The organism is Mycobacterium sp. E1715 (genome assembly GCF_001667625.1).
Lineage (GTDB): Bacteria > Actinomycetota > Actinomycetes > Mycobacteriales > Mycobacteriaceae > Mycobacterium.
Genome location: NZ_LZJJ01000018.1, coordinates 1 through 25440 on the forward strand (window position 1 = coordinate 1; position 25440 = coordinate 25440).

The 25440-nt window shown below is 68.1% G+C and carries 31 protein-coding genes, 1 tRNA gene and 1 pseudogene; 10 read left to right on the forward strand and 23 right to left on the reverse strand.

Translation table 11 applies throughout. From position 1 onward, the window contains the following. The 3 genes from A9X03_RS00730 to A9X03_RS00740 all read right to left on the reverse strand — a co-directional run. Positions 1-649 (reverse strand): SDR family NAD(P)-dependent oxidoreductase (locus A9X03_RS00730; protein ID WP_067783973.1); only part of this gene is annotated, 649 nt, incomplete at its 3' end. 14 nt (positions 650-663) lie between these two features. After that, positions 664-909, reverse strand: a complete 246-nt coding sequence (locus A9X03_RS00735) for a hypothetical protein (RefSeq protein WP_067783972.1) — start codon at positions 907-909, stop codon at positions 664-666. A gap of 85 nt (positions 910-994) precedes the next feature. Beyond that, a complete protein-coding gene (locus tag A9X03_RS00740) occupies positions 995-1189 on the reverse strand; it encodes a long chain fatty acid-CoA synthetase Faa4p (RefSeq protein WP_068259254.1) in 195 nt (64 codons plus the stop codon). Between the two features lie 225 nt (positions 1190-1414). Here A9X03_RS00740 and A9X03_RS00745 point away from each other — a divergent pair, with 225 nt between their 5' ends. After that, on the forward strand, positions 1415-1744 hold the full coding sequence (locus A9X03_RS00745; protein WP_156746434.1) for a hypothetical protein: 330 nt from the start codon (positions 1415-1417) through the stop codon (positions 1742-1744). Between the two features lie 4 nt (positions 1745-1748). Here A9X03_RS00745 and A9X03_RS00750 read toward each other — a convergent pair whose 3' ends face one another. Then, positions 1749-2246 carry a MarR family winged helix-turn-helix transcriptional regulator gene (locus A9X03_RS00750; RefSeq protein ID WP_067783968.1) on the reverse strand — a complete coding sequence of 166 codons (498 nt, stop codon included), beginning with the start codon at positions 2244-2246 and terminating at the stop codon, positions 1749-1751. A gap of 138 nt (positions 2247-2384) precedes the next feature. Here A9X03_RS00750 and A9X03_RS00755 point away from each other — a divergent pair, with 138 nt between their 5' ends. Further along, positions 2385-3326, forward strand: coding sequence for an NADP-dependent oxidoreductase (locus tag A9X03_RS00755; protein WP_068259220.1), 942 nt, complete (start codon positions 2385-2387; stop codon positions 3324-3326). Positions 3327-3412: 86 nt separating this feature from the next. Here A9X03_RS00755 and A9X03_RS00760 read toward each other — a convergent pair whose 3' ends face one another. The 3 genes from A9X03_RS00760 to A9X03_RS00770 are packed head-to-tail and all read right to left on the reverse strand — an operon-like array spanning position 3413 to position 5791. Then, positions 3413-4636, reverse strand: a complete 1224-nt coding sequence (locus A9X03_RS00760) for an NAD(P)/FAD-dependent oxidoreductase (RefSeq protein ID WP_068259222.1) — start codon at positions 4634-4636, stop codon at positions 3413-3415. A gap of 4 nt (positions 4637-4640) precedes the next feature. After that, positions 4641-4829, reverse strand: coding sequence for a ferredoxin (locus tag A9X03_RS00765; RefSeq protein WP_068259257.1), 189 nt, complete (start codon positions 4827-4829; stop codon positions 4641-4643). Continuing rightward, entirely contained in the window at positions 4829-5791 is a 963-nt protein-coding gene (locus A9X03_RS00770; protein ID WP_067756872.1) for a metal-dependent hydrolase, read from the reverse strand. Before A9X03_RS00770 ends, A9X03_RS00765 begins: the two co-directional genes overlap by 1 nt. A 277-nt stretch (positions 5792-6068) precedes the next feature. Between A9X03_RS00770 and A9X03_RS00775 the strand changes: the two genes are divergently transcribed. Then, complete coding sequence (locus A9X03_RS00775; protein WP_068259224.1) at positions 6069-6872, forward strand: DUF1906 domain-containing protein; 804 nt, start codon at positions 6069-6071, stop codon at positions 6870-6872. A 37-nt stretch (positions 6873-6909) separates the two neighbouring features. Here the strand turns inward: A9X03_RS00775 and A9X03_RS00780 are convergent, their stop codons facing one another. Next, positions 6910-7809, reverse strand: coding sequence for a TIGR03619 family F420-dependent LLM class oxidoreductase (locus tag A9X03_RS00780; RefSeq protein ID WP_068259227.1), 900 nt, complete (start codon positions 7807-7809; stop codon positions 6910-6912). An 83-nt stretch (positions 7810-7892) separates the two neighbouring features. Next, positions 7893-8516 carry an NADPH-dependent F420 reductase gene (locus tag A9X03_RS00785; RefSeq protein ID WP_068259230.1) on the reverse strand — a complete coding sequence of 208 codons (624 nt, stop codon included), beginning with the start codon at positions 8514-8516 and terminating at the stop codon, positions 7893-7895. Between the two features lie 99 nt (positions 8517-8615). On the opposite strand from A9X03_RS00785, the gene A9X03_RS00790 reads away from it, so the two are divergent. Then, a complete protein-coding gene (locus tag A9X03_RS00790) occupies positions 8616-9098 on the forward strand; it encodes a MarR family winged helix-turn-helix transcriptional regulator (RefSeq protein ID WP_067756884.1) in 483 nt (160 codons plus the stop codon). 83 nt (positions 9099-9181) lie between these two features. Here the strand turns inward: A9X03_RS00790 and A9X03_RS00795 are convergent. The 3 genes from A9X03_RS00795 to pgm all read right to left on the reverse strand — a co-directional run bounded on the left by A9X03_RS00795 (position 9182) and on the right by pgm (position 12159). Beyond that, positions 9182-9254 (reverse strand) — tRNA-Ala (locus tag A9X03_RS00795). A gap of 53 nt (positions 9255-9307) precedes the next feature. Next, positions 9308-10459: an MFS transporter gene (locus A9X03_RS00800; RefSeq protein ID WP_369830984.1), complete on the reverse strand. Its 1152-nt coding sequence runs from the start codon at positions 10457-10459 to the stop codon at positions 9308-9310. A 71-nt stretch (positions 10460-10530) separates the two neighbouring features. Continuing rightward, positions 10531-12159, reverse strand: coding sequence for a phosphoglucomutase (alpha-D-glucose-1,6-bisphosphate-dependent) (gene pgm / locus A9X03_RS00805; RefSeq protein ID WP_067756887.1), 1629 nt, complete (start codon positions 12157-12159; stop codon positions 10531-10533). A gap of 103 nt (positions 12160-12262) precedes the next feature. On the opposite strand from pgm, the gene crcB (A9X03_RS00810) reads away from it, so the two are divergent. Together crcB (A9X03_RS00810) and crcB (A9X03_RS00815) are read left to right on the forward strand one after the other, a co-directional pair. After that, a complete protein-coding gene (gene crcB, locus A9X03_RS00810; RefSeq protein ID WP_068015389.1) occupies positions 12263-12658 on the forward strand; it encodes a fluoride efflux transporter CrcB in 396 nt (131 codons plus the stop codon). Continuing rightward, positions 12655-13038, forward strand: coding sequence for a fluoride efflux transporter CrcB (gene crcB / locus A9X03_RS00815; protein ID WP_067756893.1), 384 nt, complete (start codon positions 12655-12657; stop codon positions 13036-13038). Before crcB (A9X03_RS00810) ends, crcB (A9X03_RS00815) begins: the two co-directional genes overlap by 4 nt. A 1-nt stretch (position 13039) precedes the next feature. Here crcB (A9X03_RS00815) and A9X03_RS00820 read toward each other — a convergent pair whose 3' ends face one another. From A9X03_RS00820 to A9X03_RS00830, 3 genes are read right to left on the reverse strand one after another with little or no spacing between them, the layout of a single operon-like run. Continuing rightward, entirely contained in the window at positions 13040-13657 is a 618-nt protein-coding gene (locus A9X03_RS00820) for a GNAT family N-acetyltransferase (protein WP_082969789.1), read from the reverse strand. Then, positions 13654-14529: an LLM class F420-dependent oxidoreductase gene (locus A9X03_RS00825; protein ID WP_068259236.1), complete on the reverse strand. Its 876-nt coding sequence runs from the start codon at positions 14527-14529 to the stop codon at positions 13654-13656. The genes A9X03_RS00820 and A9X03_RS00825 overlap by 4 nt, the downstream gene beginning before the upstream one ends. Before the next feature lie 20 nt (positions 14530-14549). Further along, the gene (locus A9X03_RS00830; RefSeq protein WP_068259261.1) at positions 14550-14906 is read right to left on the reverse strand and encodes a DUF488 domain-containing protein; all 357 of its coding nucleotides are present in this window, start codon (positions 14904-14906) and stop codon (positions 14550-14552) included. A 52-nt stretch (positions 14907-14958) separates the two neighbouring features. Between A9X03_RS00830 and A9X03_RS00835 the strand changes: the two genes are divergently transcribed. Next, a complete protein-coding gene (locus A9X03_RS00835; RefSeq protein WP_068259238.1) occupies positions 14959-16233 on the forward strand; it encodes an HNH endonuclease signature motif containing protein in 1275 nt (424 codons plus the stop codon). Positions 16234-16240: 7 nt separating this feature from the next. Here the strand turns inward: A9X03_RS00835 and A9X03_RS00840 are convergent, their stop codons facing one another. The 3 genes and pseudogenes from A9X03_RS00840 to A9X03_RS00850 all read right to left on the reverse strand — a co-directional run bounded on the left by A9X03_RS00840 (position 16241) and on the right by A9X03_RS00850 (position 18992). Next, positions 16241-16936 carry a DsbA family protein gene (locus tag A9X03_RS00840; protein ID WP_068259242.1) on the reverse strand — a complete coding sequence of 232 codons (696 nt, stop codon included), beginning with the start codon at positions 16934-16936 and terminating at the stop codon, positions 16241-16243. 19 nt (positions 16937-16955) lie between these two features. After that, positions 16956-17879, reverse strand: coding sequence for a CoA ester lyase (locus A9X03_RS00845; protein ID WP_067756909.1), 924 nt, complete (start codon positions 17877-17879; stop codon positions 16956-16958). Positions 17880-18030: 151 nt separating this feature from the next. Further along, positions 18031-18992: pseudogene (locus A9X03_RS00850) on the reverse strand (ferritin-like domain-containing protein). 320 nt (positions 18993-19312) lie between these two features. Here A9X03_RS00850 and A9X03_RS00855 point away from each other — a divergent pair. Continuing rightward, entirely contained in the window at positions 19313-19882 is a 570-nt protein-coding gene (locus tag A9X03_RS00855; protein ID WP_067756915.1) for a hemerythrin domain-containing protein, read from the forward strand. Between the two features lie 38 nt (positions 19883-19920). Next, positions 19921-21363 carry a YdiU family protein gene (locus A9X03_RS00860; protein ID WP_197499076.1) on the forward strand — a complete coding sequence of 481 codons (1443 nt, stop codon included), beginning with the start codon at positions 19921-19923 and terminating at the stop codon, positions 21361-21363. Positions 21364-21365: 2 nt separating this feature from the next. Here A9X03_RS00860 and A9X03_RS00865 read toward each other — a convergent pair whose 3' ends face one another. The 5 genes from A9X03_RS00865 to A9X03_RS00885 all read right to left on the reverse strand — a co-directional run bounded on the left by A9X03_RS00865 (position 21366) and on the right by A9X03_RS00885 (position 23822). Next, positions 21366-22193, reverse strand: coding sequence for an LLM class F420-dependent oxidoreductase (locus A9X03_RS00865; protein WP_067756922.1), 828 nt, complete (start codon positions 22191-22193; stop codon positions 21366-21368). A 58-nt stretch (positions 22194-22251) separates the two neighbouring features. Further along, a complete protein-coding gene (locus A9X03_RS00870; protein WP_067756925.1) occupies positions 22252-22647 on the reverse strand; it encodes a DUF4267 domain-containing protein in 396 nt (131 codons plus the stop codon). Positions 22648-22703: 56 nt separating this feature from the next. After that, the gene (locus tag A9X03_RS00875; RefSeq protein WP_067756928.1) at positions 22704-22934 is read right to left on the reverse strand and encodes a hypothetical protein; all 231 of its coding nucleotides are present in this window, start codon (positions 22932-22934) and stop codon (positions 22704-22706) included. Between the two features lie 23 nt (positions 22935-22957). Beyond that, positions 22958-23377 carry a YkvA family protein gene (locus tag A9X03_RS00880; RefSeq protein ID WP_067756931.1) on the reverse strand — a complete coding sequence of 140 codons (420 nt, stop codon included), beginning with the start codon at positions 23375-23377 and terminating at the stop codon, positions 22958-22960. Positions 23378-23438: 61 nt separating this feature from the next. Then, positions 23439-23822 (reverse strand): DUF732 domain-containing protein, encoded by a 384-nt coding sequence (locus tag A9X03_RS00885; RefSeq protein ID WP_082950194.1) that lies wholly within the window; start codon positions 23820-23822, stop codon positions 23439-23441. A 144-nt stretch (positions 23823-23966) separates the two neighbouring features. Here A9X03_RS00885 and A9X03_RS00890 point away from each other — a divergent pair, with 144 nt between their 5' ends. Further along, on the forward strand, positions 23967-25424 hold the full coding sequence (locus A9X03_RS00890) for a phospholipase D-like domain-containing protein (RefSeq protein WP_068259245.1): 1458 nt from the start codon (positions 23967-23969) through the stop codon (positions 25422-25424). Positions 25425-25440: the final 16 nt, after the last annotated feature.

A 25440-nucleotide genomic window follows, 5' to 3' on the forward strand; every position in this document is an offset into this window, starting at 1 on the left:
CGTCGACGGGCTGCATCATGCCGCGCGGGGAAGCGGTGCGCATGATCAGGTCGTAGTTCGGGTTCTCCGGCGCCCTGAAGTGTTCGAGCTGCGGGGTGAGCATGCCGCCCGGGCATATCGCGTTGACGCGCAAGCGATCCGCGGTGTACTCCACCGCCAGGGCGCGGGTGAGGCCGACCAGCCCGTGCTTGGCGGCGCAATAGCCGGCCGAGTACGCCTGGCCCTCGACGCCGGCGATGGAGCCGACGTTGACGATGTTGCCGCCGCGCTCCAGTAGGTGCGGCAACGCGGCCCGGCACAGGTAGAACGGACCGTTCAGGTTGACCGCGAGGTCCTCCGCCCAGTCGTCGTCGGTCATCGACTCGGTGCGCCGCATCTGGTGTCGGCCGGCGACGTTGACCAGCACGTCGAGCCCGCCCAGCTCGCGCACGCACTGCTCCACCGCGTCGCGGCAGGCCTGCGCGGAAGCGACGTCCACCGATGCGTAACAACCACCTTGGACGTCTGCGAACACCTCGGCCAACCGGCCAGTGTCCCGGCCGATGCCGAAAACCGTTGCGCCCTGGCGGGAGAACAGCCGGGCCGTCTCAGCGCCGAGGCCCGACGACGCCCCGGTCACCAAGGCGACCTTGCCCTGCAGTGCTGACATGTCTGTCCTCGCGGTCAGTAAGAACGGATCCGCGCAACGCTACCGCGCAGCAGCCCCAGCGGGGCAACGAACCTCGGTCCCCACATGGTCATGGCGCGGCGAGCGGTCAACAAGACGAGCAGGCTGATCGCGAGGCGCCCGAGGGCTACCCGGCTCGTGCGCCTCTTCCAGCTTGGCCGCGCCGGTTCCGCGCGCCGGCCGAAGTAATAGCCGACGCCCATTGCCATGGCCAGGGCCGCGACGGCCGCCAGCATCGTCATGATGATGAGCGTTTCGCGTCATCGTCGCGCCGAGGTCACGCGCGAGACACACCTTGGCCACTAAGCGGGCCCGAAGGCGTGGGTGTCAGACGTTCTCGCTCACGACATACACGGCGACATACCCGATGGGGATGCCGGTCCAGGTGGCGATGCATTCGCGTGCGGCCGGCTCCACCATGTCCCGGCGGACGGTGCGGGTGACCCTGCCGATCTCGGGAACGCGGATCATCCATCCGTCGGCATCGCGAATGATCTCGATATCGAAGCACTGGCCGACCATGGGGCATTTCACGCGAGGCACGACCCGCGACGAGCGGGTGCTGCGCAGCGATTGTCGGCGCAGCAGGGTGGGCTGAATGGGCATGGCTGCTTTCGGAGAGTCGCAATCAGAACCGCGGGCAAGAGTAATGCGCATTCAGACGAAAACCTAATCGGCCAGTGAAACTGGCATGCACCTGATGCGCACTCTCCACCAAGTCGTCGCCGGGACTTAATGTTTGTGTTCATGCGACTGGTCCACGCGCCCGCGTTCGCGGCGAGTTTGCTGTCCGCGTTGGCCATCGGCTGTCCTGCCGCCCCGGTGGCGCGCGCGGATGGCGGATACGGACCCGGCTCCTACGCGGTGCCCGCCCAACTCCCCTACGGCACCTACGTCGCCCACGCCGAACCGGGTGACTACCGGGCGGCCTGTGTCTTCACCACGTGGACCCGCGACGGGAGACTGATCAACTCCGACAGCGGGATTCAAACGACCCCGGTCACGGCGAATCTCTCGGCTCCCGCGGTGGCGAAGTTCATCACGCACGGCTGCACGCCGTGGACGAAAGTGGGTTGACACCTCATTGCGCTGCCGTGGCGCGGCGTGTGCGCGAAGCGGCCGAGCGCGCGGGTCGGGCCCGCATGTGATCGCGGGCGCGACCCATGATGTCGCCGAGCGCCCGCACGTCCTCGCCGGAAAGCGCATCGAACAGCAGGTCGCGGACAACCTCGATGTGGCCCGGCAGCACTTTGGCAAGCCGCGCGTGGCCCGCTTCGGTGATGCCGACGACCGTGGCTCGCTGGTCGTCGACGCTGGCTTCGCGGGCGATGAGGCCCGCCTGCTCCAGCAGACCCGCCTGATGGGTGAGGCCGCTGCGGCTGTAGACCACGCCGTCGGCCAGTTCGGTCATGGTCAACCGGCGCTGGGCGTCGGCAAGCTTCGCCAAAATCTCGAATTGCACGTAGCTGAGGTCGCCCTCGGCCCGTAGCTGTCGCTGCACGGCGTACTGCAGCAGGCTGACCGCCTCCATCAGGGCGAAGTAGGCGCGCATCTGCTGAGGCTTGAGGGCTTGTGCCATGCCTTGATCGTAATGCTTCGAGCTCGAAGCAATGTGGTGATCGTCACCCGGAACTCCGGAATCGCTTCGATCTCGAAGCAAGTTATGCGTAGTGCAACTGCTTCGAGATCGAAGCACCTAGGTGAAACGGAGAAGACCATGAAGGCTGTGCAGTACCACCGTTACGGCGGCAGTGACGTTCTGCAGTACGAAGAGGTTCGGCGGCCGGTGCCCGGCCCCGGCGAAGTGCTGGTGAAGGTGGCCGCAACCTCGTTCAACCCGGTCGACGCCGGGATCCGGGGCGGCTACCTGTCCGAGGTATACGCGATCTCCTTCCCCCACACGCCGGGCATCGACGTCGCCGGAACCGTCGCCGAGCTCGGTGACGGGGTGACGGGGTGGAACGTTGGTGACGCCGTCGTCGGGTTGCTGCCTTTGGACGCCCCCGGCGCCGCCGCAGAGTACGCGCTCGCCCCGGCCGCGGTGCTGACCGCAGCGCCAAAGTCGGTGCCGCTCGCCGATGCCGCGGCGCTGCCGACGGTCGGACTGACGGCATGGCAGGCGTTGTCCGAGATCGCCGAACTCAGGTCCGGGCAGTCCATTTTGATCAACGGCGCGGGCGGAGCGGTCGGCGGCTACGCGGTCCAGCTCGCCAAGCAGGTCGGAGCCGTCGTCACCGCGACCGCGTCCGCGCGCAGCGCTTCCCGGCTGCGCCACCACGGGGCCGACCGGATCATCGACTACATCGACTACGCGAACACCCCGCCGCACGTCGCCGGGCAGCCGTTCGACGTGGTGCTGAACCTGGTCAGCACCGCACCGGAGCAGACCGCGGCCCTGGTCGGCCTGGTCGCCGACGGCGGGTTTTACCTGGGCACCATGACGTCCGGCGAGGAGGACGCGGCTAGGCGGGTGCGCGCGCAGCGGGTGTTCGTCCGCAGCGACGCCGCGCAGCTGGCCGAACTCGTCAACCAGGTCGACGCCGGAAACCTGGTGATCGACGTCGCCGACCGCCGACCGCTGACCGACGCTGCCGCCGTGCACGATGACTCCGACGCCAATCGGCTGCCCGGGAAGACGATTCTGATTCCCGGCCGATGAGATTCGGTCGATTCAGTTGAAGGCGTGTCCCGCCGGCAATCCGCCGGCGGGACACGCCCTGAGTCTGGGCGCTATCGTCCGTCTTGCTATGCCGCCCGGCTCGGTGGAAACGCGGCTCGCGTCTCGATGGCTTCGCGGTAGGCGGACACCCGGCCCGGCATCGTCCCGAGCGCGGCGATGGTACGACCACCGCGCCCGTACGCCGCGACGAACTCCCAGGCGCCCGGATCGCCTTCGACGATCTCGACGGAGTCGTAGTCGGTTGGCACGCCCAGCATCTGCAGCTTGACGTCGTATTGATCCGACCAGAAGTACGGCACCTCGTCGTAGGGCTCCGCGCCCCGCGGCCCCGCCATCAGGGCCCGGGCGGCGGCCGCACCCTGACGGCCCGCGTCGTCCCAGTGCTCGGTACGCAGATGCCGCTCGTACAGCGGGTGCCACCAGCGCGCGACGTCGCCGGCCGCGACAACCGGGACGTCCGCGGTGCCGCCCTCCGCGACACCGCAGGCGTCGCAGATCACGCCGTCGTCGACACGCAAGCCGGAGCCGTCCAGCCATTCGGTGGCCGGGGTGACCCCGAGTCCGACGATGACGAGATCGGCCGGAACCCGCGAGCCGTCGGTGAGGCGAACACCTTCTACCCGGCCGTTGCCCACGAATTCGTCGACGCCCACGCCCACCCGCAGATCCACGCCATGTTGGCGATGCAGGTCGGCCCAGCGCGACGCCAGCTCCGTGCCCAACGCGGAAAGCAATGGGCTGGCCGCCTTTTCGACCAGCACCACGTCCAACCCCATTGACCGGCAACTCGCGGCGACCTCGGCGCCGATGAACCCGCCGCCGACGACCACCACCCGCGGTCGCGAACCCAGCCGATCCCGGATGGCCAGGCAGTCCTCGACCGTTCGCAGCATCAGCACCCCGTCGGGAACCGGGCCGCCCGGCCATTCGCGTGGCACCGCGCCGCTGGCGATCACCAGCCCGTCGAACGGCAAGCCGAACTCCTGGTCGGCATCGCGCACGTGGATGGTGCGCGAGGACATGTCCAGCTTGAGAGCCGATGCGCCACGCAAGACGCGCGCTTCGGTGTCGAATTGCGGCGCCAAGTCGACGCCGGCCCGGTGCACCGTGCCGGTGAGGAACTTCTTCGACAGCGGCGGGCGATGGTACGGGGCGTGCCGCTCGGCGCCGACGATGGTGAGTGCGCCGTCAAAGCCCTCCTGCCGCAGCGTCTCTGCCGCGCGGGTGCCCGCCACGCCGGCACCGACGACGACGACCTCTTTCAGGTTTCTCTGCTGGCGACCCGGCATCGCTTCAGTCCTTCACCGTGATCGCTTGGGTGGGACACGACACCTGGGCGCCAATCAACTGCTGGCGCAGCGCCTCTGGTGCCTCCTCCTGCAGTAGGTGCAGACCGTCCTCGCGCACGTCGAACACCTCGTGGCAGATGCTCATGCACACGCCGTTGCCGTCGCAGGTATCAAGATCTACCGAAACCTTCATCACACCTTCGCCTTTCGTGCTCCGTTGCCGGAAGTCTCGATCCCTTGGGTTTGATCCGGCGACTTCCCTTGGGATCGCGCCCGCTCCTTGGCGGCCTTCGCCACCGGCGAGTACGCCAGGTAGTCGATCGCCATCTGTGTGGACCCTTCGTCGTTCGGGTGGTGGCTGGGCCGCAGATACCGGACCGGCGTCGTCACCATCAGCTTCCACGGGCCCGGAAGCTTGTACTCGCGAGCGGCCGATAGCCAATCCCGCCAACGCCACTTTTGGTCGATGGTCGGGTCTTGGGCCATCAGGTAGCGCGCTCCCGCGACCCACCAGGCGATGAACAGCGGCGTGGTGAAGAACATCGAGAACGCCCTGATCCAGTAGTTGCCGCTGACGTGCTGGAAGACGTCGTACACCAGCGCGCGGTGCTCGACCTCCTCGGCCCCGTGCCAGCGCAACAGGTCGAGCATCATGGGGTCGGCCTTCGCGTAGTCCAGACCTCGGTTAGTCAGCACCCACTGGCCCAACATCGCCGTGTAGTGCTCAAGCGCGGCTACGTCGGCCAGGCGCCGATAGAGCCACCACCGCTTCATGGCCGGCGGAAACCACTTGGGCGGGTCGCCCAGCGTCATCGACAACAGCCTCCCGAGCCGATCGGTATACGGCTTGGTGTCGATCCCCTGCTCGGCGAGGTGGTCGAGCACCACCTGGTGGGCCCACGCATGCCAGGACTCCTGCTGGATGAACGGTTTGATCGCCGCCTCCAACTCCGGATCGTCGACCAGCGACGACGCTTCGAGAACGGCCTTGATGAAGTGGCGCTCGCCCTCGGGCAGCAGGAGGTGCAAGACATTGATCATGTGTGTCGAGAACGGGTCGTCGGGCACCCAGTGCAGTGGCGTCTCCGACCAGTCGAACCGAACCATCCGGCGGTACATGGGATGGCCGTCGTGGTGAAGTTGGACCTCGGGCATCGAAAGCTCCCTCCCGGATTGTCTGCGAACGGCCGTTCACTCGGCCGCGTACCCACGCCTGCCGCCGGTTATGCGTACCGGCGGTACGAGGTTTCTGAGAGTTGCCTACCGAGGCACGGATGTCCCCGAGCGGCGCGTAATCGGCGCAGATAGGACGGGGTCGCTCGTCGCCGGCGCTTCCGACATTGACTCGACACGGTGAAGCGCAGAAACCGATTGGATATCGACTAGTACGCGCCACTTATGTTGACAAAAGTCACAAATTTAACATCACGCGATGCAGGATTTGTCGGCGAATGTGCGGCCGTCGCGCCCCATTCCCCGGCGCGATTTATTGCGCTACGCCATTCCCCTGGCGGTACTACCGGCGCTGTATGCGGCATCGACGAGTGTGGCCCGCCCTGCCGCAGCGGCCGTCCCTCCCAGACTGATCGACTTCGCCATGCGCCAAATCCCGGCGGACCACATTCGGGCCGCCGGCTACTCCGGCGTCATCAACTACGTTTCGCTATCGCGTCCCGGCTCGACCATGGGCGCCAAGCCGATCACACGGCCCTACGCCGAGCAGCTGACCGCCGCCGGGCTGATGATCGTCAGCAATTACCAATACGGCAAGCCGGGCGGGACGGCACCGTCGGACTTCAGGCGCGGGTTCGAGGGCGGCGTTGCCGATGCTCGCACCGCGTGGGATTTGCATACCGCGGCGGGTGGCGCTCAGAGTGCGCCGATCTTCTTCAGCGTCGACGAAGACATAAACCACGACACCTGGAACAATTTGGCGCTCAAGTGGTTTCGCGGAATCAATTCGGTATTGGGAGTGCAGCGCACCGGCGTCTACGGCGGTATCGATGTGTGCCAGTGGGCCGCGGCCGACGGCGTCATCGGCAATTCGCGCACCCCCGGCCACCGCTGGGCCTGGCAAACCAAGGCCTGGTCCCGGGGCCAGGTCGACCCTGCCGCCGTCCTCTATCAACGCGTGGTGAGTACGCCGTCGAATCCAGGTCCGGAAGTCGGGGGCCTCCAGGTCGACGTCAACGACGTCCTCGCCGCGGATTGCGGCCAGTGGAACCTGCACCGGTGAGGCCGCATCCCGCTTGATCCGCCCATTATCACCGCCGTCACTCTTTCCCACACTCACGCCACCGGGCGATCACCTGGCCGGCGAAGTCCAGCATCTGGTCAAGGGTGGGGAATAATGCGAAGGCATCCACGATCGCCTCGTCGGCACCGGACTGGGCGAGGCGGTCGAGCTTGTCGGTGACGGAGTCAACTGACGTGCCCGGGTCGAGGTTGATCCGCATGGCCGTCTTCAGCGCGTCCGGATCGCGGCCGGCGTCCTTTGCCGCCCGGCGCGCAATCGACCACAAGTGGTCGGTGACCTCGTCCTGCAGCCCCTCGACCCCGAGCCAGCCGGTGCCGCCGCGGCCGACCCGGCGCATCGCCGCCTCGCTGGCACCGCCGATCCAGATGGGCGGACCGCCGGCCTGGACCGGGCGCAGGTCGGCATGAACCGGCGGCAGGGAGAAGAACTCGCTCTCCCAAGAAACCGGGTTGGTCGTCCACCACTCGTGCAGGAACGCCAGCAGGTCATCGAGCATCCTCCCGCGCCGGCTCCAGTCCGCGCCGCGGGCGATGTCGTGTTCGTCCTTCATCCATCCGATTCCCACGCCAACGTCCAGGCGGCCGTCGCTGAGCACGTCGAGCGTGGTCAGCAGACGGGCCAGGTGCACCGGCTCGTAGTAGAACGTGCTGAGCGTGCTGGCGTTGAGCCGCACCCTGTTGGTCGCGGTCGCGGCGACCGTCCAGAGCAGCACCGGGTCGAGGTAGCGGGTCATCTGCGGCGGGTACGGCTGCTCTTTGCCCGGATAGGTGCTGTGCATGTCGACCGGCGTGACCAGGCGATCGCCGACCCACAGTGTGTCGTAGCCGAGGTCCTCGAGCCCGCGGCAGAACGCGCCGAGACCAGCGGCGCCGCGGACGGCGGGCCCGACGATGGGAAGTGCGAAGCCAAGCTTCATCGCTCGAATCCCTTCGGTGATAAATCAACCATTACTTTGGGGGCGCGGGCGCCCTTTGCTCGTTCACTCCTGGGCCGGGCGGCTCAGCCGGCAACGGTGGCGCCGAGGGCGAAGTCGAAATTCCCCACCCCGTGGCGGGCGAGGCCCATCACGACCAGGCCCGTTCCTTCCAGCCAGTGCGCCATGTTCAAGCCGCCGACGTCGAGCGGGCGCAGCTCGAGGCTTTTGATGAACTCCGCCACGGCCGCCTTGGCCCGCGCGTCGTCGCCGGCGATGAAGACGTCGAGCGGCCGGCCCTGCGCCAGGACAGCGCCAAAGATGGTGTTGAAGGCCTTCACCACGCTGGCGCCGGCCGGGGCCGTCTTGGCGACTTCCTGCGCGATCGAGGTGCCATCGGGGATGGCCAGCCCGTCGGCCGCGGCATTGAAGGGGTTGCTGATGTCGACGATGACCTTGCCCGCAAGGCCGTCTCCGTACTGGGCGACGACCGGAACGACATCGGCGTACAACACGGACACGATGACGATGTCCCCGGCCGGGACGGCGCCGAAATCCCCCGTCGTCGCGCTGCCGCCGAGGCTCTTGGCCAGGTCGGCGGCCTTGGACTGATCGCGGCCGATGATCTCGACGGCGTTGCCGCCCGCTACGGCCAGCGCGCCAATGGTACGAGCCATGTTCCCGGTCCCGATGATGCTGATGCTGCTCATGAGATGTCCTGTCCTGAACTAGTGGTCGGAATGGTTGATGCGTCCACCTTATGGGGATTTTGATGACACGTCAACCACTTACCGGTAGCATGGGGGCCAATGGAACCGAACTGGCTGAACCCTAGGGAAGACCGCGCCTGGCGGGCCTTCCAGCACGCGCACCATCAGCTCGACGTGCACCTGAACCGGGGCCTGCAGAAATCGGGACTGTCCGGGGCCGACTACGAGATCCTGGCGGTGCTTTCCGGCCACGACGGGGACCGCATGCCCGCCCGCGACCTGTGCAATGCACTGGGTTGGGAGAAGAGCCGTGTCTCACATCAGGTGCGGCGCATGCAGAAGGACGGGCTGATCTGTCGCGAGCCCAACCCCGACGACGCCCGCAGCACCATGGTCTGCCTGCTGCCTGCCGGCCGCGCCGCCATCGAGAAGGCGGCGCCCGGGCACGTGGAGGACGTCCGCCGGAACTTCATCGACCTGCTTACCCCGGCCGAGCTCGAGATGCTCGCCGCCCTGAACGAACGGGTCCTGCGCCACTTGGCCAAAGACGAAGACTCCGCGGCCGACGACGAGCCCGCATAGCCTCGTCAGCCCTGAGGTGATACCGGGCACGTAACGCGGTGGTCGAACCTCCCGCGACGAATCGCGGACCCGTGAATATCCGGTGGAGCTAAGGGGACTCGAACCCCTGACCCCCACACTGCCAGTGTGGTGCGCTACCAGCTGCGCCATAGCCCCAAGTCGTGCCAATCGAAGCTACACCACTGGCTACCGACCTTCAAAGCTGCCGGTCAGGCGGGCTCGAGCGCCGTCCGCGTCTCGGGCGCCGGCACCCAGGCGACGGCGGCGACCAACAGAACAACCCCACTGATCGCGAACGCCCAGCCGTAGCTCAGCCGCTCGGCGACCCAGCCGACCGCTATCGAGCCGACGATCGCGCCCAGATCCGACGCCATCTGCACCGCGGCCACCGGCGTGCCCGCGCGAGCCTCCCTGCCGAGGATGTCGGCGACGGCGGCCTGCATAGGAGACATGAAGATCCCCGTCGTCACGCCGGACACAAACCCCACGACCATGAACGCGGGCAGCGACGTCACGACGCCCAGCCCGGCGGTGGCCGCACCGGACGCCGCCAGACCGACAATCAACAACGTGCGCCGCCCCATCCGGTCGGACAAGTAGCCACTGGGAATGACGGCCACCGCATTGCCGGCCGCGAACGCCGCCAGCACCACGCCGATGACCCCGACGCTGCGGCCCATGACGTCGGAAATGAACAGCGGGACCAGCGCGACGCGCAGCCCAAACGCCGACCAGCCCATCGCAAAATTGGACAACAGCGCCGACCGATACGCGCGGAACCCCAACGCTTCTCGGATCGTCACCGTCGATCGTGTCGGCGGCAAAGGCGCGGCCAGCGTCGAATTACGCAAGCCATAGAACAGCACCACGGCCACCACCAGCATTGCGGCACCGTAGACGATGAAGGGAGCCGTCAGCCCCCAGCCCGCCGCCAGGGCGCCGACCGCCGGCCCACCGACCGCGCCGATCATGAACGAACTGGTAAAAATGCCCGCGATTCGCCCGCGGGCGTCGGGCGGGCTGATGTGGATCATCAACCCCAAGGCCGCGACGTAAAACAGCGTCGAACCCAAGCCGCTGAGGGCGCGAAAAAACAGGAGTTGCCAGTACGCCTGCGAGAACGCGCACGCGGCCGTGGCCAACCCCACGATCAGCAAACCGCCGATGTAGATCCGCCGTTCACCCAACCGTTGCGCCAACAGTCCGCTTATCGGTGCGAAACACAGTCGGGTCAACGAGAAGACGGTGACCAAGAAAGTCACCGCCTCGATGCTGACCCCGAAGGTGCGGGCGAAGGCGGGCATTGCCGGCGAAATGACGCCGTAGCCCAGTGCCACCATGATGTTGGCCCAGCTGAGGATCCAGACTTCGCGCGGAAGCCGCGCAGCAGAAGAGCCGCGTCCCCCCGGGCGGGCAAGTCGGAGGGAACAAGTCACCCAATGACTTTATTAACTACCTCGCGCGCGGTTTCCTGCACCTCCACCAAATGCTCGGGTCCGTTGAAAGACTCGGCATAAATCTTGTAGACGTCTTCGGTGCCCGACGGCCGCGCAGCAAACCACGCGTTGGCGGTCGTCACCTTTAATCCGCCCAACGGCGCGCCGTTGCCGGGCGCGGTGGTGAGTTTCGCGGTGATCGGCTCGCCGGCCAATTCGGTGGCGGTCACCTGCTCGGGTGAGAGCTTGGAAAGCCGCGCTTTCTGGTCGCGATCGGCAGGCGCGTCGACTCTGGCGTAGAACGGCGTCCCGTACTCGGCGGTCAGCTCCTGATAGCGCTGCGACGGGGTCAATCCGGTGACGGCCAGGATCTCGGAGGCCAGCAGCGCCAGGATGATGCCGTCCTTGTCGGTGGTCCACACCGAGCCGTCGCGCCGCAGGAACGACGCGCCCGCGGATTCCTCGCCGCCGAACCCGATGGTGCCGCCGATCAGGCCGTCGACGAACCACTTGAAGCCGACCGGGACCTCGAGGAGCTTGCGGCCGATGCCGGCGACCACCCGGTCGATGATGGACGAGCTGACGGCGGTCTTGCCGACGGCGATGCCGTCCGGCCACGACGGCCGGTTGGTGTACAGGTAATCGATGGCGACCGCCAGATAGTGGTTGGGGTTGAGCAGCCCGCCGTCGGGCGTGACGATGCCATGCCGGTCGGAGTCCGCGTCGTTGCCGGTGGCGATCTGATAGCTATCGCGGTTGGCAATCAACGAGGCCATCGCGTCCGGCGAGCTGCAGTCCATCCGGATCTTGCCGTCGTGGTCGAGCGTCATGAACCGCCATGTCGCGTCGACGAGCGGGTTGACCACGGTCAGGTCCAACCCATGCCGCTGCGCGATCTCGCCCCAGTAGTCCACGCTCGCCCCGCCGAGCGGGTCCGCACCGATCCGCACCCCCGCCGCGCGGATCGCGTCGATGTCGACCACGTTCGGCAGGTCGTCGACGTAGGTGCCGAGATAGTCATAACGCTGGACGGCATCCAGCGCTCGCGCGAACGGCACTCGCTTCACCCGGGCGCCGTCGCGGAGAATTTCGTTGGCGCGCTTGGCGATTGCGTTCGTAGCGTCGGTGTCCGCGGGCCCGCCGTTGGGCGGGTTGTACTTGAAGCCGCCGTCGGGAGGCGGGTTGTGCGACGGCGTCACGACGATGCCGTCGGCCAGCGCGTCGGTGCGGCCGCGGTTGTAGTTGAGGATCGCGTGGCTGACCGCCGGTGTCGGCGTGTAGCGGTCCCGGGAGTCCACCATGGCGACGACGTCGTTGGCGGCCAGCACCTCCAGCGCCGAGACCCATGCCGGCTCGGAAAGGCCATGCGTGTCCCGGCCGATGAACAGCGGGCCCGTGGTGCCATGTGCGGCGCGGTACTCGACGATGGCCTGGGTGATCGCGACGATGTGGGCCTCATTGAACGCCCCGTTGAGCGCGGAGCCGCGATGGCCCGACGTGCCGAAGACCACCTGCTGTGCGACGTCGTCGGGGTCGGGCTGAACCGAGTAGTAGGCCGTCACCAGGTGCGGCAGGTCGACGAGGTCTTCGGGCTGGGCCGGCTGACCGGCGCGAGGGTGGGCCATGGTTACCAATTCTGCCCGCGGCGCACGTCGCCGACCTGTCAGGTACTTTTCTGACGTCCCGGATTCACCCACCCGTAAATCCTGCACAGGGGAAAGGGATCACGTGGCGCACGACTATCGCGAACTGGCCGCGGTCTTCGCCGGCGGGGCGCTGGGCTCGCTGGCCCGCGCCGCCCTGGGCGTCCTCGCCGCGGGCGACCCGGCGAGGTGGCCGTGGCCGACCTTCACGGTGAACATCGTCGGCGCCTTCCTGGTCGGGTACTTCACCACCCGGTTGCTCGAACGGTTGCCGTTGTCGAGTTATCGGCGTCCCCTGCTCGGCACCGGGTTGTGCGGTGGGCTCACGACGTTCTCGACGATGCAGGTCGAGACGCTCAGGATGGTCGAGCACGGCCACTGGGCATTGGCCGCCGGCTACACCGCCACCAGCGTCGTGTTGGGACTGCTGGCCGTACACCTGGCCACCAAATTGGTGCGCCGGGTCCGGGTCCGCGGATGACGGCCGGCGCGGTCACGACGGTCGCGGTGTGGGTCGGTGTCGCGCTGATCGGCGGCGTCGGCTCGGTGCTGCGCTTCGTCGTCGACCGCGCGGTGGGCCGCCGGGTGGCCCGGTCCTTTCCGTTCGGCACGTTGGCCGTAAACGTCAGCGGCGCAGCGCTCTTGGGCTTTCTCGGGGGCCTGGTGCTGAGCAAGGAAGCGGCCCTGCTGGCCGGCACCGCGTTCGTAGGCGCCTACACCACTTTTTCCACCTGGATGCTGGAAACTCAACGGCTCGGCGAGGAGCGCCAGGTGCGCGCGGCAATCGCCAACATCGTCGTCAGCGTCGCGCTCGGCGAGGCGGCCGCGTTCTTGGCGCAGCGCATCGCCGAGCAGCTCTGAGTCAGCCGCCGGGCACGTCGTCGGGCGTGCGGGGCAGCGCGTAAAGCGCCATCCGCCGGTTCGACATGTCGTGCTCACCGAGGAAGACGCAGCCGCCCCGTTCGCAGAACGTGCGCGCCAGGACGTTGCGGTGATCCGGATCGAACATGATGCGCCGGCATTGCGGATCGAGGCCCAGGATGCTGCCCACCAGGTAGGGCAGCAGGTAACTGACGTGGCCCCGCTTGATGTAGTCCAGATCGGCGACCGCGACGTGCAGGCCCAGATCGTGGGGATCGTAGTCATAGCGGTCAGCAATGGAATCCTTTGCCGCCCGGTACAATTCGATGTAGGCACGAGGCATCGCGTACAGCGTGGCGATGAAGGGCCGGGAGAACCCGCCTTCGAGTTGCGCCCTCAGGTAGCGGTGCCAGCGGGTCGCCGGCCAGGCGGACTCCCACGCTTCGGCCAGGTGCGGCCGATTCATCCACTCGGCGACCATCTCCGCGTCGGCGTCCGGATCGGCCAGACGCAACCCGTACGGCTCGGGCAACGCCGGTATGGGCGGGGGCGGGACGGCGCGGACCTCATCGGGGATCTCGGTCAACTCCCGCGGCAGTATCGGGTCGTCCTCGCTCACGCGGGCGCCCCTGCCATCCACCGTTCGGCCAGGGCCGAAACCCATTCGGCGGCCGCAGCGGGCCGCTCGGGCGGCGCCGCGACCAGAACCAATTCGTCGATGCCCAGATCGGCGAGGGCGCCGACATCACCGACGCCCGGATCGCGCAACGCCACCGAGAGCCGCAACTGCCCACGATCACGCCCCGCCTCGGCGCATAGCCGCTCCAATTCGGCGAGCCGCTCGTGCACGGCTTCGACGCCGTCGAGGTTGAAGCCGTACCAACCGTCAGCCCACGTCGCCGCCCGCCGCAGCGCCGAATCACTATTGCCGCCAACCACTATCGGGATGTGGCGGTCGCGCACCGGTTTGGGGTTGACCCGAATCGAGTCGAAGCTGACGAAATCGCCGTCGAACGAGGCGATGTCGTCGCGCCACACCGCGCGCATCGCGGCAACGTATTCGGCGGTGCGCTCGGCCCGACGGGCGAACGGCACCGAAAGCGCGGCGAACTCCTCCCGCGACCAGCCGACGCCGATCCCCAGGGTCAGCCGCCCGCCGCCGAGCCGGTCCAGGCTGGCGGCCTGCTTGGCCACCACCACCGGATTGTGCTCGGGCAACAGGAGCACGCCCGTCGCCAGCCCGATCCGGGACGACGCCGCCGCGGCGAAGCTCAGTGCGATCATCGGGTCAAGCCAATCCGCTTGTGCGGGAACGGCGATGACGCCGTCGTCGGAGTAGGGATAGCGGGAGGCCGGTCGGTCGACCATGACGACGTGCTCCCCGGCCCACAGCGTGGCGAAGCCGCAGTCGTCCGCGGTCGACGCGACGGCATCGATCACGGCGCGATCGGCGCCGGCGCCGATCCCCAGGGCGTGCAATCCCAGCCGCATCGCACGATCGTCTCACGCGCTCAGTGGCTTTTCAGCAGCTCCGCGAGGACGGCGGCATGGCTGATGTCGGGGTCGCGGGTCGCGGTGACCAGGGTGACGACGCCGCGCCGGGCCAGCTCGCACAGCTCGTCGAGCGCCGGGTTGTCGTCGAGTTCCGCCTCGTAGCGCTCGGCGAATTCGTCGAAGTGTTCTGACCGGTGGCGATACCACTCGCGGAGGTCCTTGGACGGCGCGACGTCCTTGGACCAGATCCCCACCCTCGGGTCGCCCTTGCGCACTCCTCGCGGCCACATGCGGTCGATGAGCACGCGCTGGCCGTCGTCGGGGCCGACGTCGTCGTAGACCCGCGCCACCCTGATCCGGCTCTGGCCGCTCACACCCGCCAGCGTAGCGGCGGGCTTGTCGGTGGTTCCGGTTAGCATCGCACGTATGTTCGAAGAATTGGCGGTCATCGACCCGTCGGCCGACGAATCGGCGCTGATCGAGCGCATCGCGGAGCTGGAGGCGGCCAAGTCGGCGGCCGCCGCCGGGCAGGCCCGCGCGACGGCCGCGCTGGACTCGGCGCGTCGAGCTGCCGAGGCGGCCGCAGGTTTATCCGCGGCGCGGCGCGGCCGGGGCGTGGCCACCGAGGTCGCGCTGGCGCGCCGCGATTCCCCGGCGCGGGGCTGCCGGCATCTGGGCTTCGCCAAAGCCCTCGTGCACGAGATGCCGCACACGTTGGCGGCGCTGGAGCGCGGACTGCTGTCGGAATGGCGGGCGACGCTGATCGTGCGCGAGAGCGCCTGCCTGGACGTCGAGGATCGCCGCGCGTTGGACGCGGAACTGTGCGCCGAGCAGGCGAACCTGGACGGCATGGGCGACGCGCGGGTGGCCGCGGCCGCCAAGGCGATCGCCTATCGCCTTGACCCGCATGCCGTCGTCGACCGGGCGGCCAGGGCAGAGCGGGAGCGCACGGTGACCATCCGGCCCGCGCCCGACACGATGACGTATCTCACCGCGTTATTGCCGGTGGCCCAGGGCGTTTCGGTGTACGCGGCGCTCCGCCGCGAGGCGGACACCCGCGGCGACGGCCGCTCACGCGGGCAGCTGATGGCCGACACCTTGGTGGAACGGGTCACCGGCCGCAGCGCGGCGGTCCCCACCCCCGTCGCCGTCAACCTGGTGCTCTCCGACGACACGCTGCTTGGCGGCGCCAATGCGTCGGCCGACCTCTCCGGTTACGGCCCCATCCCCGCAGCAGTGGCGCGCGCGATGGTCGGCAGCGCGGTCACCGACCCGCGCTCGCGCACGACGCTGCGCAGGCTCTACGCGCACCCCCGGGGCGGGGCGCTGGTGGCCATGGAGTCACGGGCACGGATCTTTCCGCGCGCGCTGGCCGCGTTCATCGCGATGCGCGACCAACGTTGCCGCACGCCCTACTGCGACGCGCCCATCAGGCACAGCGACCACGCGCAACCGTGGGCGGGCGGCGGCCCGACCACCGCTCACAACGGCCTGGGCTTGTGCGAGGGCTGCAACTACGCCAAGGAGGGTGCGGGGTGGCGGGTGAGCGCCGCCGTCGACGAAAACCACACTCACACCGCGCAATTCACCACCCCCACCGGAAAGAGCTACCGATCGACGGCCCCGCCGCGAGCGCCCGTGATCACGGTCAGCGAGGTGGAATTCCGCATCGGGGTCTCCATCGCGCGCCATGCGGCCTAGGCACTGTTCAGGATTGGCCGGTGAGGCGCTCCACGTCGACGACCTCGCCGCGGTTGATGCTGACCCAGTCGCGTCCGTCCAGGTAGGGGCGCAGCGCGCGGCCGATCAACTCGGCGTCGGCCGGTGTCTTGGGCCGCTGCAACTCGTACACGTGGGGCAATTCGGCCATCCCGGTGACGACGTTCCACAGCGTCAGGGCCTCGGGCCCGGTCGGCGGGTCCACCAGTACCGGACCGAACAGGCACTGCCCCGACAAAAACAGTGTCGGCACCCCATAGCCGCCCGCGTCGACGACCCGGTGGTGGTCGTGGTGGATCTCGTCGTGGGTGGTCGGGTCGTCGAGCGCCGCATCGAGGAGCGAAGGTTCGGCGCCGATCTCGCGCAGCAGGCGGCGCGCAACCGCGGGGTCGTGCGGTTTGCCGCCCAGCGTGTGCAGTTCGCGTCCGATGGCGGCGTACCACCGGTCGAGCAGCGCCATGTCCTTTCGGCGCAGCAGCGCGCCGATCCGCATCAACGACCACCCCCAGGACCACTCCCGCTCCCAGGGGTGCTTCTGGCCCTCGGACCGGTTGATCTCCTCGAGGCTGAAAAATCGCCAGTCGACGGTGATGCCGAGTTGCTCGCGAACGTCGCGGATCCACAGCGAGGTCTGATAGGCGAACGGGCACATCGGATCGAAATGAAAATCCACCACAGCGCTCATCTCGGGCCCGCTTTGTCGCTCAGTAGTGATAGGTGTCCGACGGCGCGGGGGAATGATCCCGTTCTTCGTCGTCGAAGTCCGACGATTCTATGTCGTAGGCGCGGGCCAGCTCGAGGATCTTCGTGGCCCTGGCAATCCGCGGCAGGTCGGACCCGTTGCGGATCTCTCCCCCGTCGCGTTCGAACTCGGCGAAAAACTCTTTCGCCCATGAAATTTCGTCCTGTGATGGCGACAGACCCTCGTTCACCACGCCGCATTGGTCCGGGGTGAGGCAGATCTTGCCCGTCATCCCGAATTCCACGGAGACGGCGGTGGCCTCGATCAACTTCAGGGCATTCGAGCCGATCGTGGGCCCGTCGATGGCGCTGGGCAGACTCGCCGCCTTGGCGGCGATGGTGAACCGGGACCGGGCGTAGGCCAGCGTGCTGGGGTCTTCTCCGAAGCCGGTGTCGCGGCGGAAGTCGCCGATGCCGAAGGCGAGCCGGAAGGTGCCCTTAGCCGCGGCGATCTCGGTGATGCGCTCCAGGCCGCGGGCCGTTTCCACCAGCGCCACGATCGGCACGTTGGGCAGCCGTTGCGCCGTCTCGGTGACGTGGTCCACCGATTCGACCATCGCCAGCATCACCCCGCCCACCGGTGTGCCGGACAGCGCGGCGAGGTCGTCCGCCCACCACGGGGTGCCGAAACCGTTGACGCGGACCCAATCGGTGTTGCCGGCGCCCAGCCAGCTCACCACGTTGTCGCGGGCGGCGTGCTTGTCTTTGGGGGCGACGGCGTCCTCGATGTCGAGCACGACGATGTCGGCCCGGGAGTGCGCCGCGGATTGGAACCGGTCAGCGTGCGCGCCGTTGACCAAGAGCCAGCTCCGGGCCAAAACGGGATCGATGCGGTAGCCAATGACGTCGTCGGGCTCCGTCGCGCTGCTGTTGACCTGGTCGTACATTCGTCTCTCGGGGTTATCGATATCGGACTGGTGCCTTAACCGTAGCGATGTCCCCCAACGGGCGGTCGGGTATGCCCCCCGGGCACAGAAATGGCTGGGCCGCCCGGGCGGAGGAACCCCTCGCCCGGGCGGCCTGGCTTTGAATGCTCGGCTAGTTGATGCCGACAACCTCCTGCGCGATCGCGGCGACACGCGTCTGGGCGGCCGACACGACCCGCTGGCGATTCTTGTTCGCCTCTTCGTAGGCGATGATGGCCCGCACGTCGCTCGGATTCGCAAGCTCCTTCACCTCGGCGACGGCCTCGCTGACGTTCAGCTCGTCGTAGTTGGCGATGGGCAGCTCGTCGGCGTCGAGGACCCCCACAGCGGCGCGTGCCGCATGCAGGGCGTCGGCCGTCTGCCGGGCACCTTCGCTGCGGGTGACCTTCTCGGCCGCCTCGAGCGCGGCGTTGCGCGACGCGGCGAGCGCGCGGGTTGCCACGTCACCGGCGTGCGCACCCCGGCTCACCAGCTCGTTGAACGTCGGCCGGGCCGAGCGCAGCGCGTCCGCGGCCCTGTCGACGCCCCGGACCGACCATTCGACCGGCAGGTTGACCAACTTCACCGCGGTTCCGGCCGCGGCCTGCAGCGGCGTGCGGCGCAGCGCGGCCGGGCCGCCGAGGGCGTCTTCGGCCAGCACGGTGGTCAGCCAGTCCACGGTCGCCGAATGCGCCGTGATCAGCCGCGTTGCCAGGCTCTCGACCTCGGGAAGCTCGGCCGCGACGGCCAGGGCCTTCAGGTAGCGGGACCGGTCCAGCAACTGATCTTCCAGCGCGAGGTCGCCCAGGAGCGCCTCGTCGAACGGCTGGGCCTGCTCGGTCAGCGCCTTGACCGCGGCCGCGGCCCGGCCCAGGAACGGCCCGACGATGTCGGGGACACCGCCGAGCCCACGGATCGCCTTCTCGATCGCTCGGACCGCTCGCGGGCGTTGGACGCGTTCTGCGTGAGCTCACGCTGAACGGCCTCGGTACGTGCCTGCGCGATGCGGGTTTCCGCGACCTGGATCTCGGTGTTGGTCAGCTGGTGAAGCGCACGCAACTGCGCCAGCACCGTCGTCTTGTCCGATGAAGTCATCGAAAAATTCGCCTCCTGCGTTGATTGTGTGGATCGGCACGAAAGCGCCTTTCTAGCGGCTACCCGTTCGACCCTCGGCAGATAACATCCAATCCGGCGTGTGACGCAGATCGCTTTCGCGCCCGGCCACGTATCGTCGTGGTCGGCCCGGCCGGCAAACGAAAGTTGTTGCCTACTCAGATCTTTGGAGAGACGGCGGCCGACCTGCTGGCGGGGCACACAGGGCCCGTTTAGCCCCCTACGCAGCGGGTATGCGTGGCGAAGGCGCACACAGCCCACAGTGCGCAACCGAATTCGCAGAAACACTGGAGGTATCGGCGATGGCCGACATGATTGTCCAGTCGCCCGAGGAAGTCGTCGCATTCCTGAAGGCGCAGCACAACCTCATCGAGGACCTGTTCGACGAGGTGCTGCACGCATCCGATCCCCAGGCACGGGAAAAGCCGTTCGCGACGCTGCGTCAACTGCTGGCCGTGCACGAGACAGCCGAGGAAATGGTCGTGCACCCGCGCGTGCGCCGGGAGTCCGACGCCGGCGACGCGATCGTCGACGCTCGACTCACGGAGGAACACCAGGCCAAGGAGTTGCTTTCGAGCATCGAAGACCTCGACGTCACCTCCCAGCAGTTCATCGACGAGTTGAAAAAACTTCGCGAGGCCGTGCTGGACCACGCGCAGCACGAGGAAAGCGAGGAGTTCCCCGTGCTGCAGAAGGAAGTTGACGAAACCGACCTCAAGCGGATGGGGGTGGCGGTGCGCGCGGCTCAGGCCATCGCGCCGACGCACCCGCACCCCGGCGTGGAGTCGGCGAAGATGAACTTCGCCCTCGGACCGTTCGCGTCGATGCTCGACCGCGCCCGCGACCTCATCGGCCAGGCCCTCGGCTCGTAATTCGCCGTAGGCTCGTTGAGGTGAGTGTCGCCCCGGATATGACGGTCGCCCTGCAGGACCGGTTCTTCCGCGCATTGCCGGAGATGGCCGTCCGGTGGCAGGCGGAGCCGCCGGCCGAGCCGCGGTTGCTCGCCCTCAACGAGCGGCTCGCGGAGGAACTAAGCCTGGACGCCGACTGGCTGCGAAGCCCGGACGGGTTGCGCTTCCTGGTGGGCGACCTGCTCCCCAGCGACGCCGTTCCAGTGGCCCAGGCCTACGCCGGGCATCAGTTCGGGGGCTTCGTCCCCCGCCTCGGTGATGGTCGCGCCCTGCTGCTCGGCGAGCTCGCCGACGGCGACGGACGCCTGCGCGACATCCACCTGAAGGGCTCCGGGCCGACACCGTTCGCGCGCGGCGGCGACGGCCTGGCGGCCGTGGGGCCCATGCTGCGCGAGTACATCGTCAGCGAGGCGATGCATGCGCTCGGGGTGCCGACCACGCGATCGTTGGCCGTCGTCGGCACCGGCCGTCCGGTCCTGCGCGAGGCCGAACTCCCCGGGGCGGTGCTGACCCGCGTGGCCAGCAGCCACCTGCGCGTGGGCAGCTTCCAGTTCGCCGCCTCCACCGGCGACATCGACCTGCTGCGGCGCCTCGCCGACCACGCGATCGCCCGCCACCATCCCAGCGCCGCGAGCGCCGACCGGCCCTATCTCGCGTTGTTCGAGGGGGTGGTCGCCGTTCAGGCGGCGCTCGTCGCGCGGTGGATGCTGATCGGGTTCGTCCACGGGGTGATGAACACCGACAACATGACGATCTCCGGCGAGACGATCGACTACGGGCCGTGCGCCTTCATGGAGGCCTATGATCCCGACACGGTCTTCAGCTCCATCGACTTTTGGGGCCGTTACGCCTACGCCAACCAGCCCGTCGTCGCCGGCTGGAACCTCGCCCGGTTCGCCGAGACGCTGCTTCCGCTGCTCTCCGAGGATCTCGAGCAGGCGGTCGCGCTCGCGGAGACGTCGTTCGGCGTCTTCCAGCGCGAGTACGACGCCGTGTGGTCATCCGGGATGCGCGCCAAACTCGGTGTGCCCGACGCCGAGGACGGCGCCTCGGCCGCCCTGGTCGACGAGTTGCTCGCCCTGCTCAAGGACAGCCACGTCGACTACACCTCGTTCTTCCGCCTGCTCGGTCGGGCGGCGCGCGGCGACGCAGAGCCCGCGCGGGGCGTGTTCGTCGACCTCGCCGGCTTCGACGCGTGGCTTTCGCGCTGGCAGGCGCTGGGCCCCGACGCCGATGTCATGGACCGCGTCAACCCGGTCTACATTCCGCGCAACCACCTGGTGGAGGAAGCTCTGACCGCGGCGACCGCGGGTGATCTGGGCCCACTCGAGCAACTCCTCGCCGCGGTGACGTCGCCCTATGGCGAACGGCCGGGCCTGGAGCGCTTCGCCAGCCCGGCCCCGGAGGACTTCGGCAAGTACCAAACGTTCTGCGGCACTTAGCCTTACGACAACTTGGCGGACTCGGCCTGCAGCTCGTCGAGGCGCCGCAGCGTCTCGTCGCGCGGCTCGGTGGGCAGTTCCACCAGCAGGTGCTGCAACCCGAGAGCGCGGTAGCCCTCGAGCTCTTCGGCCGTCGGCGCGCCGCCATGGAAGCTGATCACCGGAACGTCCGGACCGGCCACGCCGCGCAGCTGCTCCAACTGGGGCGCCAAGACGTCAGCCGACGGTGTCATCGACAGCCAGCCGGCATGCAGCCGGGCGATGCGTTTGAAGCCCGCGGGCCCGCCGCCGAAGTACAGCGGCGGATAGGGCTTCTGCGCCGGCTTGGGCCAACTGTAGAGGGGCCCGAAGTCGACGAATTTGCCGTGGAATTCCGCCTTTTCGTGCGTCCAGATCTCGATCATCGCGTCCAGCCGCTCGTCGACCACCCGTCCGCGAACCGACGGGTCGACCCCGTGGTTGGCGATTTCCTCGCGCAGCCAGCCCACACCCACTCCGAACCGGAAGCGGCCCCGCGACACCAGATCCAGCGACGCCACCTCTTTGGCCAAGTGAATCGGATCGCGCTGGGGAACCAGCGCGATCCCGGTGCCCAGGACCAGCCGCTCGGTGGCGGCAGCCGCCGCGGTCAACGCGACGAACGGATCCAGGGTGCGGTAGTACTTCGGCGGGATAGGACCGCCTGCCGGATAGGGCGTGACGTCGCCCGCCGGAATGTGGGTGTGCTCGGCGAGGAACAGCGACTCGAATCCACGCTGTTCCAGCGCCTGCCCCAGCTCCCCCGGGCCGATCCCCTCATCGGTTACGAATGTCAGTACGCCTAAACCCATGGCGTCCAGTCAACCGCATCTACCTTGTTCCGGCGACCACCTGGCCGCGATCCGGGCCTCACTGCGCCGGTTCCTCGCTCCCCCGCGTGGTCCGGCGCGTCGCGCCCCACAGCCCCACGCCGATGCCGACGACGGCGCCACCCAGGCCGATGATTCGTTGCGACGGTCTCAGCTCTTGGTGGACGCTCATGCCGCCGAGCAGGTCCGCCGCGTCGGCACCGCCCGACGCCAGGAACCAGCCGCGGGTGTTCTTGCCGCGCAACGCCGCCGCGGCGAGCAGCCCACCGATCAACGCGTCGCGATATCCCATGGACCGCAACAACAGTCGCGCCGTCGGCGTCGGTTCCTCCGGATCCCCCCAGAATCGGTTCGCGCTCAAGGGGTCGACGAGGAACCAGACGCCGGAGGTGAGTCGGATACTGCCCGCCAGAAGTGCCGCTCGGTCGATTGACATGCCCGGCAGCCTAGGAGCAAACCGCTCCTCCGCGCACGGGTTTACCCCAACGGCGGTCACGGAGCCGGGCAGGCGTGGGCGATTTGGATGGAGGCGGGCCACAATGCCGTGGTCAAGCCGAAGGCCACGGCGTCGGCTCCCGTAGGGAACACCGCCTCCACCCGCGCCTGAATCTGTCCAGCCTCGTCGGGGTGAAAAACGGTCCACGCGAACCCGATACACAGGTATGGGATCGCCATCCACAGGGCCAGTTCGATGAGCGCGCCGACCCGGACCTGGTATCGCATGGTGCGCCGAAGCAGATCCACGGTCACTCCAGCGCGGGATCGGGTAGGCCGCACAGCCAGCACAGGGTGGCGAGGCCGTCGGGTGTGCCGGGCCAGTGCCTGGCCAGCGCATCGGGTCCCGCGATGCGGCTGATCCAGCGCAGCACCAGGCCGACGATGACCACGTCGTCGGCGAATCCGATCACCGGAATGGCATCAGGTATCAGGTCGATCGGTGAGACGACGAACGCGATCAACGCGACCAACACGACGCGGATCCGCCGCGGCAGTTCTTGATCGGCTGCGAGGCGTTTCAGCAGCCGAAGTACGTCGGGCAACAGCCGCACCAGGTCTTGCAATCTGGCCTTGGGCCTCAGCAGCCAGAAGGTGACGGCGAGGATCAGCCAGATCACCACGAACGCGCTCAGGATGCCCAGCGCGATCATCCACCAGTCGGGCCACATCTAGTCCATCTTGGCGGGACAGGCTGCCGCGTGCCAGCCGGGCTGCGAACGCCTGGCCTTGCTACGCCGCACCGGGCGGCGGAAACGGAATCCAGGGGAACATTCCGGTGTTGGTCGGAGGCGGCGGTGCCACCGTGTCCGGTTCCCCAATGTGCTGGGGGCAGTAGGCGTTCACCGCGCTGGTCGTGAAGCTGGTCGCCTCCGCCACCGTGAACCCGGCGTTCTCCGAGGACACGCTTTGGATGACAGCGGCTTTGGAGTGACCCTGGTCCATCAGTGCGCAGGCCTTCTTGCCCACCCGAATGGCGACGGCGCCGTCCTTGTAGGGAACGCCGGCCTGATCGAGCGCCGCCAAGAAGCTCGCATCGGGATTGCCAGCCGGATCGGCCCGCGCGGGCGTGGCCGCGCCGATGACGGCGGCGAAGCTCGCCAGCGCCAGAAGCATCCGCACCGTCTCAGCCTTCTACAGATGTTCGGCGTTGTCCTGTCGACCCGTTGCCGACCCCGTTAAGCAAACATTTTCCCAGGGCCCGGGTGTGGTACACAAGGCTTATGCCCGCGCCGAACCGTCAACCTGGTTGAGGGCGCCGTGGGCGACGATCGACTGTTGATCCTTGGGCGAACGTGCTGGCGTCTGGAGCGTGCCGACCGGTTCGGTCACATCATCGACGCGGCCGATTATTTCCGGCATGTCAAGACGGCGATGTTGCGGGCCCGGCACCGGATCGTGCTGATCGGTTGGGATTTCGACGCCAGGATGACGTTCGAACGGGGGGTCAAGACCCTTCCCGGCCCGAATCAGCTGGGCGCCTTTCTCTATTGGATGCTCTGGAAGCGGCCCGAACTCGAGATCTACCTATTGAAGTCCAATCTGCGTCTGCTGCCGGCCTTCGACGGCATCTGGTTCGGGCTGACTCCGGTGGCGCTGGTGAACCAGATCAGCAGCAGGCGAATCCACTTCGCGATCGACGGGGCCCACCCCACCGGCTCCGTCCATCACCAGAAGATCGTGGCCGTCGACGACTCCGTGGCGTTCTGCGGCGGGATCGACCTCACCATCGACCGATGGGACACCCGCGCACACGACCATGACGGTCCTGTTCGTCGGACGTTGGGACGCAGCTATGGGCCGCGGCACGACGTCGCCGCGGCGGTCGATGGCGCGGCCGCACGGGCACTCGGCGAGCAAGCCCTTCAACGGTGGCGGACGGCGACCGAGCAGTCGTTGCAACCGGTCACCGCCAAGCACACCGCGTGGCCCAGCAAACTCAAGCCGGCGCTGCGCGGCGTTGACGTGGGAATCGCTCTGACCCTGCCGGAACTCGGCCGGCGCCCCGAGACCCGGCAGGTCGAGGCGCTCAACCTGGCGGCCATAGCGGCGGCACGGGATTCGATCTATCTCGAAAACCAATATCTGGCGTCCCGGCGCATCATCGACGCGCTGGCCGCGCGGCTGAAGGAAGACGACGGGCCGGAGATCGTCATCGTCATTGCCCGCCGGGGGAACAACCCCCTCGAGCGGGGGACGATGGATTCGGCACGTCACCGGCTCATCCAGGTGCTGTGGGCCGCGGACGAGCATCGGCGGCTTGGCATCTACTGGCCGGTGACCGATGGCGGGGCGCCGATCTATGTCCACTCGAAGGTGGTGGTGGTGGACGACCGGCTCCTGCGCATCGGGTCATCGAACCTCAACAACCGATCGATGGGTTTCGACAGCGAATGCGACCTGGCCGTCGAGGCGGAGCCGGCGAGCCCCGAAGGCGATCGCGTGCGCGCCCAAATCACAGCGATGCGAAGCCAATTGGTGGCCGAACACCTGGGAGTCACCGTCGGTGAGTTCGACGGCGCGACGCACGAACGCGGGTCGGTCCTCGCGGCCATCGAGGCCCTTCGCGGAGACGGCAAGACGTTGCGGCCGTTCACGGAGGGCACCGTGGCCGACGAAGCGGGCCCGCTGGCGGAGAACGAGCTCATGGATCCCGACCACGTCCCGCGATCGTTGACCCGAAGCGTGCAGCGATTCATCACCGGGTTGAGGGGTTGAGTTGAGGCCTACCCGG